At 54.2% G+C, this 12,100-nt stretch carries 12 protein-coding genes; 10 read left to right on the top strand and 2 right to left on the bottom strand.

Going from position 1 to position 12,100, the window contains the following annotated elements:
- Positions 1–630 precede the first annotated feature (630 nt).
- Positions 631–1,062, top strand: a complete 432-nt coding sequence (gene tnpA / locus F6R98_RS15895; protein ID WP_153249893.1) for an IS200/IS605 family transposase — start codon at positions 631–633, stop codon at positions 1,060–1,062.
- 77 nt (positions 1,063–1,139) lie between these two features.
- Here tnpA and F6R98_RS15890 read toward each other — a convergent pair whose 3' ends face one another.
- Positions 1,140–1,988: an IS3 family transposase gene (locus tag F6R98_RS15890; protein WP_265588086.1), complete on the bottom strand. Its 849-nt coding sequence runs from the start codon at positions 1,986–1,988 to the stop codon at positions 1,140–1,142.
- 17 nt (positions 1,989–2,005) lie between these two features.
- Entirely contained in the window at positions 2,006–2,323 is a 318-nt protein-coding gene (locus tag F6R98_RS15885; RefSeq protein ID WP_153248169.1) for a transposase, read from the bottom strand.
- A gap of 64 nt (positions 2,324–2,387) precedes the next feature.
- Between F6R98_RS15885 and F6R98_RS15880 the strand changes: the two genes are divergently transcribed.
- The 9 genes from F6R98_RS15880 (at position 2,388) to pssA (ending at position 11,935) form a co-directional block, all read left to right on the top strand.
- Positions 2,388–2,810, top strand: a complete 423-nt coding sequence (locus tag F6R98_RS15880; RefSeq protein ID WP_194269979.1) for an efflux RND transporter periplasmic adaptor subunit — start codon at positions 2,388–2,390, stop codon at positions 2,808–2,810.
- A gap of 31 nt (positions 2,811–2,841) precedes the next feature.
- Complete coding sequence (locus F6R98_RS15875) at positions 2,842–5,949, top strand: efflux RND transporter permease subunit (RefSeq protein WP_153249891.1); 3,108 nt, start codon at positions 2,842–2,844, stop codon at positions 5,947–5,949.
- 164 nt (positions 5,950–6,113) lie between these two features.
- A complete protein-coding gene (locus tag F6R98_RS15870) occupies positions 6,114–6,350 on the top strand; it encodes a DUF2191 domain-containing protein (protein ID WP_153249890.1) in 237 nt (78 codons plus the stop codon).
- On the top strand, positions 6,347–6,796 hold the full coding sequence (locus F6R98_RS15865) for a type II toxin-antitoxin system VapC family toxin (RefSeq protein ID WP_153249889.1): 450 nt from the start codon (positions 6,347–6,349) through the stop codon (positions 6,794–6,796). The genes F6R98_RS15870 and F6R98_RS15865 overlap by 4 nt, the downstream gene beginning before the upstream one ends.
- An 8-nt stretch (positions 6,797–6,804) precedes the next feature.
- Complete coding sequence (locus tag F6R98_RS15860) at positions 6,805–7,500, top strand: transposase (protein WP_153249888.1); 696 nt, start codon at positions 6,805–6,807, stop codon at positions 7,498–7,500.
- A 235-nt stretch (positions 7,501–7,735) separates the two neighbouring features.
- Positions 7,736–9,466: an acetolactate synthase 3 large subunit gene (locus F6R98_RS15855; protein WP_153249887.1), complete on the top strand. Its 1,731-nt coding sequence runs from the start codon at positions 7,736–7,738 to the stop codon at positions 9,464–9,466.
- 1 nt (position 9,467) lies between these two features.
- Positions 9,468–9,968 carry an acetolactate synthase small subunit gene (gene ilvN / locus F6R98_RS15850; RefSeq protein ID WP_153249886.1) on the top strand — a complete coding sequence of 167 codons (501 nt, stop codon included), beginning with the start codon at positions 9,468–9,470 and terminating at the stop codon, positions 9,966–9,968.
- A 90-nt stretch (positions 9,969–10,058) separates the two neighbouring features.
- Positions 10,059–11,075, top strand: a complete 1,017-nt coding sequence (gene ilvC, locus F6R98_RS15845) for a ketol-acid reductoisomerase (RefSeq protein ID WP_153249885.1) — start codon at positions 10,059–10,061, stop codon at positions 11,073–11,075.
- A 116-nt stretch (positions 11,076–11,191) separates the two neighbouring features.
- On the top strand, positions 11,192–11,935 hold the full coding sequence (gene pssA, locus F6R98_RS15840) for a CDP-diacylglycerol--serine O-phosphatidyltransferase (RefSeq protein ID WP_153249884.1): 744 nt from the start codon (positions 11,192–11,194) through the stop codon (positions 11,933–11,935).
- Positions 11,936–12,100 lie beyond the last annotated feature (165 nt).

Below are 12,100 nucleotides of genomic sequence, written 5' to 3'. Positions count from 1 at the left end.
CGGTGGGTGTCTGAACGGTTACGGCATCTTGTGTTTCAATTCCCGGTGGCGATGTAATGGCCAACAAAAACCGGACACCTGTTCAGGCAGCGTTTCTATAAAACACCCGCTCGAATTCGAACGGGGACTGATAGTCTAATGTTGAGTGTGATCGGCGCGGCCACTATAAAAAAGCCAAATAATCGATCACGCTCAGTTTTGCGGCTCATACTCCAGGGCAACCGCGCTTAAATAACGCCGACTACCCGTAGCAAATAATCATTATCCCAGCCGGCTTTCAAGCGTTTAATCTTGACGCCAACCTTTGCTGATTTTTCTTTTTTATCAGATTCAACGCAATATGCCTGATAACGGCTAAATTGGCAGCGCTATGTCCTTTTCGAGTCCGATGGCTATCCTCATCGAGCGCGACATAATACCCAATGGAGGTTGTTTTCGATGCACCAGTGAGCGCGTACCGCCTGTGCCAGACGCATGGGGTCGGCGACATCCAGATTACTGATAAAATAGCGCGTCTTTTCGCTAACTCAATGAAGTAAGCCCCCGGCTCTGCCGGGGGACTCACAAAGGTTTGACCTATACAGCGGTCTTCGTGACGCTGAAGTTTCGACCAAGAGACGGAGAGTCACGATGAAAGAGTATCAGAGTTTGAGCCATACGCGTTGGGATTGTAAGTATCATGTGGTGTTTATCCCGAAGCGGCGCAAGAAGAAAATATTTGGTGAGTTACCACGAAATTTAGGTGCGATATTCCATGAGCTTGCTTCGCAGAAGGACTCGAATATCGTGGAAGGGCATGTGATGGCCGATCATGTGCACATGTGCATCAGTATCCCGCCGAAGTATGCGGTATCGAATGTGGTGGGGTATTTGAAAGGAAAGAGTGCCATTCAGATAGCCAGGCAGTTTGGCGGTCGGCAAAGGAATTTTACCGGGGAGAATTTCTGGGCGCGGGGTTATTTTGTGTCTACGGTCGGATTGGACGAAAACGTAGTAAGGGAGTACATAAGGCGCCAAGACGAAGAAGATGCCAGATACGAGCAGATGAAGTTGCGTCTGTAATTAGCCGCCTTGGGCGGCTCACGATTTTATAGCGCCTTTGAGGCGCTTGTAATGGTCAACAAAAACCGGACACCTGTTCAGGCAGCGTTTCGATAAAATTCCCGCTCGAATTCGAGAGGGGTCTGATAACCCAATATTGAGTGTGAACGACGGCCATTATAAAAAGCCAAATAATCGATCACACTCAGTTTTGCGGCCTCTTGGGTCTTGAATTTTTCGTAGTTGAGCTGCTCATGCTTCAAGCTGCGAAAAAAGCGTTCGGTCGGCGAGTTGTCCCAACAGTTCCCTTTACGGCTCATACTCTGTTCCATCTTCATCACTTCTAAATGCCGGCGATATTCCCGGCTCGCATACTGGCTGCCACGATCCGAGTGATGCAACAGACCGGGTGGCGGCTTACGGCGCCAGAAGGCCATTTGCAAGGCCTTGACGCACAGCGAGGTCCGCATGTGATCATCAATCGCCCAGCCCACGACTTGCCGGGAAAACAGATCGATGACCACCGCGACATAAAGCCAGCCTTGCAGGGTCCACACGTAGGTAATATCTGTCGTCCATACTTGATTGGGTTTGGCAACCTGGAATTGCCGGTCCAAGCGGTTGGGCGAAATGGCCTCGTTATGGTTACTATCAGTGGTGACCTTAACTCGCCTGGGATAGCGAACCTTCAACTTTAAATCTCGCATGATGCGCCGCGTTTTAAAACGCCCAACGGCATGACCTTGTTTTTGCAATCGATCCGCTAAACGACGCGAACCAAAGCACTGTTTATTGTCGATGAAAATCTGCCTCGCCTTCTCGGCAAGCTTTTGATCTTGTTGATCCTTATCGCTGTCCTGTCGGGCTTTTAACCACTCATAATACGCACTGGTACTCACCTGCATCACTCGACAGAGCACGGTCACTGGATACGTCTTCTGTTGCACCTGAATAAACCCGTACTTTATTCGGCTTCTTTCGCAAAGAAGACTGCGGCCTTTTTTAAGATTTCACGCTCCATGCGTAATTGTTCAATTTCCTTACGCAAACGAATCAATTCATCGTGATCCCCCAGATTCAAGCCTGGCTTTTTCGTCGCAGACTCATTGCCGGAAGGCTTGCGTTCCGCCCGGACCCAGCGTCCCAGGGCACTTAATGATATGCCCAAATGATCGGCAGCCTGGTTCAGGCTGTAGCCTTTTTCAAGAACCAGCTTGGCGGCATCCTGCTTGAATTCCAGACTGTATTTGGGGCGCTTGTATTTTGTCTCGTTTGTCTTCATGCTCACCTCTGCTGACAGTATAAATTCTGCCTTTGGAAGTGTCCGGGTTCATTAAACCATTACAGTGACCGCCGATGCACCGGAACAGGATGCTCATCTGATCGAGCTAAGCGGTAAGGCGGAAGTGCAAATTCCTGCGCTACCGGGACAGACCATCACCGGCACACTGGTTTACGTGGCCGATACCGTGAATCCCGTTAGCCGTACCGTAACGGTACGTATGGAAATAGAAAATCCGGATAAAAAAATCAAGCCGGAAATGCTGGCAACCATGATTATTCACCGAGCCTCAATCGAAGCAGTGACAATTCCTGCCAAGGCTGTTATCCGGCAAAGCGATCACGACTACGTATTCGTCCTGATTGCCCAGGATCGTTTCCAGTTGCGTTTGGTTGCGCTGGGACCGGAACAAAGGGTTGCGTCAGGTGTTTTCCGGGCTTGCCGTAGGCCAGCAAATCGTTGTGGATGGCGCGTTCCATCTCAATAATGAACGCATTCGCAAGGAACTGGAGTGAGCCATGATCAAGAGTCTGATCCGCGTTGCGCTCAAGCAGCGTGTGGTGGTCGTCGTGCTGGCGCTTTGCCTCATTGCCTTTGGCGTCAATGCAATGCGCGCGCTATCCGTCGATGCGTTTCCCGACGTGACCAACGTCCAGGTTCAGGTTGCCGCCAAAGCGCCAGGGCGTTCTCCGGAAGAGGTGGAACGTTTTGTCACAGCGCCGCTGGAAATCGCGATGACCGGGTTGCCGGGGCTCGTGGAAATGCGTTCGGTGAACCGCAATGCACTGTCCCAGATCACACTGGTATTTACCGATGGGACCGATATCTATTTCGCGCGACAGCTGGTGCTGGAGCGCATGATCGAGGGTGCGGACCGGTTACCCAAGGATGTAACGCCGATTTTAGGCCCGGTATCGTCCGGGCTGGGTGAAGTCTATCAATATACGCTGGAGCGCCCAGACGACGGTAATCGATCGCTGAGTGTCGATGAGCTGACGGAACGGCGCACCATTCAGGACTGGACGGTGCGCCCTCTACTGCGCGATATTCCGGGGGTTGCCGAAATCAACTCCGTCGGCGGTTTCGAGCGCCAGTACCAGGTGTTGGCCAACCCGGACCGCTTACGCCATCATGGCTTGAGCCTCAAGGATGTCTATTCCGCGCTCGCGCTGAACAATGCCAACAGCGGTGGCGGCAAACTTCCACAGTACGCCGAGCAGTATTTGATCCGTGGTGTCGGGCTTATTCAATGCGTGGCGGATATCGCCGATATCGTGCTCAGGGAGATAGACGGCACGCCGGTTTTCATCCGCGATGTGGCAGAGGTGCGCATCGGTCAGGCCGGCCGTTATGGCGCGGTGATCAAGAACGGCGATACTGAGGCGGTTGGCGGCATCGTCATGATGATCCGGGGCGGCAATGCCAAAGAAATTGTTGGTCGGGTCAAGGCGCGCATAAACGAAATCAACGCGCACGGTATGCTGCCCGGCGGTCTCAAGATTGTTCCGTTCTATGACCGCACCGATCTGGTGAACGCGGCTATCCATGGGGTAATCAAGGTGCTGATGGAGGGCATCGGTCTGGTTATTGTGACCCTGGTTCTGTATCTGGGCGATATCCGTTCCAGCCTGATTGTCGTTGCGACGCTGATCGTTACGCCGTTGGCTACGTTCATGGTGATGAATCATTACGGTATCTCCGCCAATCTGATGTCGCTGGGGGGGCTTGCCATTGCGATCGGCATCATGGTGGATGGTTCCGTGGTCGTTGTGGAAAACGCCTTCCGCCATCTTGGCGAGGCGCGGGAAAACGGCGAAAGCCGCGGTTTGATTGTGCAGCGCGCCGCCGCCGAAGTAGGTACGCCGGTGTTGTTCGGCGTAGGTATTATCTGCCTGGTATTTCTGCCGCTGATGACCATGACCGGGCTGGAAGGCAAAATGTTCGCTCCGCTCGCCATCACTATCGCTATCGCGTTGTTCATTTCGCTGATTGTATCGCTGACGCTGTCGCTGTCGCCGGTGCTCTGCTCGTATCTTCTCAAGGGAGGTGAGGAGCATGACACCCGCCTAATTGCGCTGATGAAACGTCCTTATCTGAAACTGCTCGGTTTTGCATTGCGGTATCCGGGCGCGGTGATTATCGCGTCTGTCGGCGTGCTGGCGTGCAGTCTGGCCTTGTTTCCCCATTTAGGCACTTCCTTTATTCCTGAAATGAAGGAGGGCGCCATCGTATCCGGCATTAACCGGGTACCCAGTATGTCCCTGGACGAATCCATCCGCCTGGAAACTGAGGCCATGCGTCTGGTCATGCAGGTGCCGGGAGTGGCCATGGCTGTTTCCCAGTTGGGGCGCAGCGAAAACTCTACCGATCCCCAGCCGGAGAACGAATCTAATCCCATCGTAACGCTCAAGCCGCGCGCACAGTTGCCGCCGGGCTGGAATCAGGACGATGTGGAGGACGCCATCCGCGAGAAACTCAGCGTGCTGCCCGGCGTGCAAATTGTCATGGCTCAACCCATTTCTGCCAGGGTAGCGGAAATGGTGACCGGGGTGCGCTCAGATATTGCGATCAAGTTGTTTGGCGATGAACTGGAGGTGTTGAAACATACAGCGGACGAAATCATCAAAGTGGTGAGCTCCATTAAGGGCGCTTCAGATATCCGCGTGGAGCGGGTAAGCGGGCAGCAATATCTCACTATCGCTATTGACCGGCGCGCGATCGCACGCCACGGCATCAACGTGACGGATATCAACGACATTATCGAAAGCGCCATCGGTGGACGTTTAAGCACTGAGGTTTACGAAGGCGAACGGCGCTTCTCCGCAAGCGTCCGGTTTCCTGAAGAGTTTCGCAATAGTCCCGAAGCGATCCGTCAGGTTTTGCTGCGTTCCCCGAACGGTGCGCTGGTGCCGCTGGACGATTTGGCTACGATCCGTGTCCTGGATGGCCCTGCTCAGATCAGCCGGGAGACCGGCAAGCGCCGCATCATCATCGGCGCCAATGTGCATGGCCGCGATCTTGGCGGTTTCGTCGCCGAGCTGCAAAAGGGGGTAGCCGAAAGAGTGGCGCTTCCCGATGGTTATTCCCTGAAATGGGGCGGCCAGTTCGAGAATCTGGACCGGGCGATGAAACGTCTGATGGTCATTATTCCGCTTACTTTCGCGGCCATCTTTTTTCTGCTGTTTTTATTATTCAATTCCTTGCGTTTTGCCGCGCTGATTATTCTTGTGTTACCCTTCGCCTCCATTGGGGGAATTTTCTCGCTGTTTCTGACCGGCGAATATCTCTCGGTTCCGGCATCAGTCGGATTTATCACGCTTTGGGGTATTGCGGTGCTGAATGGCGTGGTTCTGGTGTCCTATATCCGTAGTCTGCGCAAAAAAGGGATCGCCCAGCGGGATGCGATTATCCAGGGATGCACGCAGCGTTTCCGCCCGGTGATGATGACTGCGACGGTAGCCATGCTGGGCCTGATCCCGTTCATCTTTTCCAATGACCCAGGATCGGAGGTTCAACGCCCTCTGGCGATTGTGGTGATCGGTGGCTTGATTACTTCCACGTTGCTGACACTGGTGATGCTGCCGACCCTGTATCATTGGTTCGAGGAACGCCACGTTGAGGCCTGATCATATTCAGATGATTGGAGGCACGAGCATAAAGCCGGTAGTCAAGCTTCTTTAATAAAAAGAATAAAAAGGGGGCAGACCCATAAAAAAACAGGCATCAATTTTCATATAACAGCATGATATACTGAGGGATTTGCCATCAAACGTAATAACGAGGAGGTTACATGCGAACCACATTGAATCTCGACGAGCATATCCTCGTTTCCGCCAGGCGCCGGGCTGCCGACGAGGGGGTTTCTCTGGCGCGTGTGATTGAAAACGCGTTATGCGAGTCCCTGGCAAAGCCGAAGGCACGGTGCGAAACGGTACGGATGATAACCGCGTCCGGAAACGGCGTGAAACCCGGGGTCGACCTCGATAACGGACGTTCGTTGCTGGATATTATGGACGAACCGTCATGATGCTGATGGATGTAAACGTATTGGTGTATGCGCACAGGGAAGATGCGAAAGATCATCGGGCTTATCGTGACTGGCTGGAATCCGCGGTTAATTCCAATATGGCATTTGGGTTTTCAGAGCTGGTTTTGAGCGGATTTATCCGTGTGGTAACCCACCCGAAAGTTTTTGAAAGTCCAAGCCCTCCGGAAACGGCAATCGCCTTTGCGCAACAGCTCAGGTCGGCGGAATACGCGGTTTGTTTGAGCCCCGGCAGAAATCATTGGGATTTGTTTTTGCAGTGCGCGCGGTCGATTGCTGCGCAGGGCAACGATATTCCCGATGCTTACCATGCGGCGCTGGCGCTGGCGCTGGCGCTGGCGATGGAATGGGATTGCGATTGGATTACCACCGATAAAGGGTTTCGCCGTTTCAAGGGATTGCGCATTCGCCATCCGCTCAAAAAATAAGGGCCGCCATGCCGAGAAAACAGCGGTTTTACATACCTGGCGCGCCTGTTCATGCGGTTCAGCGCGGACATAACCGTTCTGCGGTTTTCTTCGACGATTTCGATTATCTGGAATATTTGCGCTGCCTCAAGCAGGCCGCCGATAGCTGTAGCTGTGCGGTTCATGCCTACGCGTTGATGACCAATCATGTGCATTTGCTGTTGACACCCGAGCGCGCCGACTCGCTGGGGCGTTTGTTTCAACATCTGGGCCGGTGTTACGTGCGATATGTAAACAAAACCTATCAACGTCATGGCGCTTTGTGGGAGGGACGCTATAAGTGCAGCGTTATTGAGTCGCAGTCTTATCTGCTGTCATGCATGCGTTATATCGAGATGAATCCGGTCAGGGCCGGGATGGTGGGGCGTCCCGCACAATACCGCTGGTCCAGCTATGCTGCCAATGCGCAGGGGATTGGCAATGCCATTCTGTCGGCGCACAGTGAGTATATGGTGTTGGGTTGCTCCCCGGAAGAACGATGCTCTGCATACCGCAGCCTGTTTGACAGGGCGCCGGCTGCAGATGAGTTGGAACTGTTAAGGTCGGCTTTGCAAACGGGGACGCCGATGGGTAATGAGAAGTTCAAAGCAGAAGTCGAGGCGACGCTGGGTATAAAAGTCGGATTTGCATGCAGGGGCAGGCCGAGAATAAAAAACACAGATTGATTTTAATAAATAAAGGTGTCGATTAGAAGAATCCGGCCCCTTTTCGAAAGGAGCCTGCCTCTTTGTTTGGTGGGGTGTGAGTTTGCCATTCTGTCAACTTTGACAGGTAAGGGTTCCCTGATGGTGATGTTGATGATATAGCCAATTCTCGGTATCATAAAAGGTCACCCCTGTGTGATGGGGAATATCCGGCCGGGTGCAGATCGCCCCGTCCTATTTTTGGGAGCAGGCTAACGTGGTTCTTAGCGGTGGAGACATACTGGTTCGGTGTCTGAGGGACGAAGGCGTCGAGTATATTTTCGGATATCCGGGCGGCGCCGTCCTGCATATTTATGACGCGCTGTTCAGACAGAACGACATCAAGCATATTCTGGTACGCCATGAGCAGGGGGCGACTCATGCTGCTGACGGATATGCGCGCGCGACCGGGCGTCCCGGCGTGGTGCTGGTCACTTCCGGGCCGGGCGCGACCAATGCGGTGACCGGTATCGCGACCGCTTATATGGACTCCATTCCGCTGGTGGTGATCACCGGGCAGGTGCCGACGCCGGTAATCGGCAGCGATGCGTTTCAGGAAGCCGATATTGTCGGAATCACCCGTCCGTGCGTGAAACATAATTTCCTGGTCAAGGACGTAACCAAACTGGCCGAGATCGTAAAAAAGGCGTTCTATATCGCCACCACCGGCCGTCCCGGCCCGGTATTGATCGATATTCCCAAAGACTTGACCGATCCCTCGGCCAGGGTGCCTTATTCGTACCCGAAAAGCGTGCACATCCGCTCCTACAACCCTTCGGTGAAGGGGCATCACGGGCAGATCAAGAAAGCGATGGCCTTGTTGTTGTCCGCCAAAAAGCCGATGATCTACAGCGGCGGCGGGGTGATACTCGGCAATGCGGCCGGACAGTTGACGCGTTTCACACGCGCGCTCGGCTTTCCGATTACCAATACCCTGATGGGCCTGGGCGGCTACCCGGCAACCGACAAACAGTTTCTCGGCATGCTCGGCATGCACGGTACTTATGAAGCCAATATGGCGATGCATGAGTGCGATGTGCTGTTGGCAGTTGGCGCGCGTTTCGACGATCGTGTGACCGGTAAACTCGCCGAATTCTGTCCGGCGGCCAAAATTATCCATATCGATGTCGATCCGGCTTCCATAGCCAAGACCGTGCGCGTGGACGTGCCTATAGTCGGCGAGGTTGGGCCGGTGCTTGATGAGATGCAGCACTTGCTGGGCGCAGGCGCAGAGAAACCCGATCAGGTTGCGCTTGAGCATTGGTGGAGTAAAATCGCGCGTTGGCAAGGAGTTCAGTGTCTGAGATATGACAAGAACAGCGACTTGATCAAACCGCAATATGTGATTGAGCAATTATACGAACTGACCGCAGGCGAGGCCTACATCACTTCGGATGTCGGCCAGCATCAGATGTGGGCCGCGCAGTATTACCGCTTCGACAAGCCGCGCCGCTGGATCAATTCCGGCGGTCTGGGGACCATGGGCTTCGGTCTGCCTGCTGCTATCGGCGTCAAGCTGGCGTTCCCGGAATCCACTGTCGCCTGCATCACCGGCGAGGCCAGCATACAGATGTGTATTCAGGAACTGGGGACTGCGGCGCAGTACCGGACGCCGATTAAAATCATAACCCTGAACAACGGTTACATGGGCATGGTTCGGCAGTGGCAGGAGTTCACTTACGAGAGCCGTTATTCACAGTCCTATCTGGAAACCATACCCGATTTCGTCAAGCTGGCGGAAAGCTACGGGCATGTCGGCATACGCGTCACACAGCCGTCGGAAGTCAGATCGGCGCTGGAGCAGGCGCTTGAGCTCAAGGACAGAACCGTGTTTTTGGATTTTCTGACCGATCCGACTGAAAATGTTTATCCTATGATCGAGGCTGGTAAGGCGCATCACGACATGCGCCTGGCTCCGGGGGTCGATGTCGACGGGGAGCTGGCCTGATATGCGGCATATTATTTCGATTTTGATTGAAAACGAAGCGGGCGCGCTGTCGCGCGTGGCCGGGCTGTTTTCCGCGCGCGGTTATAACATCGAGACCTTGACCGTCGCGGCGACTCAGGACCCTACGCTGTCGCGCATGACGCTGGTAACCTCCGGCAGCACCGAAATCATCGAGCAGATTACCAAGCAGCTCAATAAATTGATCGACGTGGTGAAACTGATTGATATTTCTGAGTTTCCGCATATCGAGCGCGAGTTGTTGCTGGTCAAGGCACATGCTGTTGAAAGCGGACGAGACGAACTCAAGCGTCTGGCCGATATTTTCCGCGGGCGCATACTCGACGTAACCGCAGGCACTTATGTTATCGAGCTGACCGGCGAAAAATCCAAACTTGACGCGTTTCTCGACGCCTTGGGCGAAGAGCGCATCATCGAAGTCGTGCGCTCGGGTACTACCGGCATCCTGCGTGGCGAGAAGGCGCTGAGTCTCTCCGTTGCGTGACGCGCGCACCTACCCGCCGCTTCGAAAGCGGCGGCACAAATAAATCATTATTGAACATTCGTAACGCAACAGAAATATAAGAGGAATATCATGCAGGTCTATTACGATAAAGATGCCGACCTTTCCGTCATTCAGGACAAAAAGGTCGCTATTGTTGGTTATGGCTCACAGGGACACGCGCACGCATTGAACCTGAAAGAGTCCGGCGTATCGGTGATTGTTGCGCTACGCCAGGGTTCCGCTTCGGCGGTAAAAGCCCAGAATGCCGGCCTGACCGTATTGAGCATAGAAGAAGCCGTGAAGGCGGCCGATGTGATCATGGTATTGGCGCCTGACGAGCATCAGTCGCGTCTGTACCGCGAGCAGATTGAACCGCATATCAAACAGGGAGCTGCGCTCGCGTTCGCTCATGGCTTTAACATCCATTTCGAGCAGATCGTGCCGCGCGCAGACCTGGACGTGATCATGATCGCGCCGAAAGGTCCGGGCCACCTGGTGCGTTCGACCTATACCCAGGGCGGCGGCGTGCCTTCGCTGATTGCTGTTTTCCAGGACGCCAGCGGCCGCGCCAAGGAAATTGCGCTCGCATACGCCTCGGCCAATGGCGGCGGACGCGCCGGTATTATTGAAACCTCTTTTCGCGAAGAGACCGAAACCGATCTGTTCGGCGAGCAGGCGGTATTATGCGGCGGCGCCACTGCGCTGGTTCAGGCCGGATTCGAAACGCTGGTCGAAGCCGGTTACGCACCGGAGATGGCGTATTTCGAGTGTCTGCACGAACTGAAACTGATCGTCGACCTGATGTATGAAGGCGGTATCGCCAACATGCGTTATTCCATTTCCAATACCGCCGAGTACGGCGATTTGACGCGTGGTCCGCGCGTGGTTACCGAAGAAACCAAGAAGGAAATGAAGAAAATACTGCGCGAAATCCAGAACGGCGAGTTTGCTCGCGAATTTATCCTGGAAAATCAGGGTGGAGCCGCGACGCTGAAAGCCAAGCGCCGTTTGGGGCGCGAACACCAGATCGAGCAGGTAGGCGCTCGTTTGCGTGATATGATGCCTTGGATCAAAGCCAACAAGATTGTGGATAAAACCAGGAACTAGCCGCTTCTGGCCTCTCTACCCAGGGAACAGTGTCGTTAAGTTAGAAAGAAGCGCCATACATTGTTTCACGGGGATGGGCCTGGATTTAACAGCATAAGCCTATACCGGAGGGTATTATGAGCGAACAGCCGCAGTTGTCCAAACGCCGGCGCGGGATTTACCTGCTGCCTAATCTTTTTACTACTGCGGCCATGTTCGCCGGGTTCTACGCAGTTACCGCGGCGATCAATCATCGCTTCGAACTGGCCGCTATTGCCGTGTTCGTTTCCATGGTGTTGGACGGCATGGACGGACGGGTGGCGCGCATGACCAATACCCAGAGCGAGTTCGGCGGCGAGTACGACAGCATGTCGGATCTGATCTCCTTTGGCGTTGCACCCGCCGTACTGATTTATATCTGGTCGCTGTCTGAGTTGGGCAAACTGGGCTGGGTTGCCGCTTTCGTACATTGCGCGGGCGGCGCATTGCGCCTTGCGCGTTTCAATACCCAGATCGGCACGGCGGACAAGCGCTATTTCCAGGGATTGGCCAGTCCGGCTGCCGCCGCCATAATTGCCGGTTTCGTCTGGCTGTCGATAGATCAGGGCTGGGACGGGCAGACGCTTGCTTATGTTTCTTCGGTGTTGGCGATTACTACCGGCTTGTTGATGGTAAGCAATATCCGCTACTATAGCTTTAAGGATATCGATTTTCATGGGCGTATGCCTTTTGTAAAGGCGATTATGATCATGCTGGCATTCGCCGTGATTTTCACGCATCCGCCGCTTACGCTGTTCGCCATGTTTGCGGGGTATGCCGTGTCCGGACCGATATTGACGCTTTTGGTATTAAGACAACATCGCATGGGTCGTAAGTCATAACATGGCCGAAACAAGGCCTTTCACCAGGAAAACCGTTCAAGCCCTCGGCCTGGACGCCGATTTTCTGTGCCTGCTGCTGCCCCGCCAGGGGCATACACGATTCTCTCATACAGACTGAAATACCCACAAATCCGAATCATCTTCCGGATAACGGCCCTGTGGCTG

Source organism: Candidatus Methylospira mobilis (genome assembly GCF_009498235.1).
Classification (GTDB): Bacteria; Pseudomonadota; Gammaproteobacteria; order Methylococcales; family Methylococcaceae; genus Methylospira; species Methylospira mobilis.
This window is presented reverse-complemented; position numbering and strand designations above follow the sequence as displayed.

Coding starts and splice junctions, on each gene's coding strand:
- tnpA (WP_153249893.1), top strand. CDS start 631: ATGAAAGAGTATCAGAGTTTGAGCCATACGCGTTGGGATTGTAAGTAT.
- F6R98_RS15885 (WP_153248169.1), bottom strand. CDS start 2,323: ATGAAGACAAACGAGACAAAATACAAGCGCCCCAAATACAGTCTGGAA.
- F6R98_RS15875 (WP_153249891.1), top strand. CDS start 2,842: ATGATCAAGAGTCTGATCCGCGTTGCGCTCAAGCAGCGTGTGGTGGTC.
- F6R98_RS15870 (WP_153249890.1), top strand. CDS start 6,114: ATGCGAACCACATTGAATCTCGACGAGCATATCCTCGTTTCCGCCAGG.
- F6R98_RS15865 (WP_153249889.1), top strand. CDS start 6,347: ATGATGCTGATGGATGTAAACGTATTGGTGTATGCGCACAGGGAAGAT.
- F6R98_RS15860 (WP_153249888.1), top strand. CDS start 6,805: ATGCCGAGAAAACAGCGGTTTTACATACCTGGCGCGCCTGTTCATGCG.
- ilvN (WP_153249886.1), top strand. CDS start 9,468: ATGCGGCATATTATTTCGATTTTGATTGAAAACGAAGCGGGCGCGCTG.
- ilvC (WP_153249885.1), top strand. CDS start 10,059: ATGCAGGTCTATTACGATAAAGATGCCGACCTTTCCGTCATTCAGGAC.
- pssA (WP_153249884.1), top strand. CDS start 11,192: ATGAGCGAACAGCCGCAGTTGTCCAAACGCCGGCGCGGGATTTACCTG.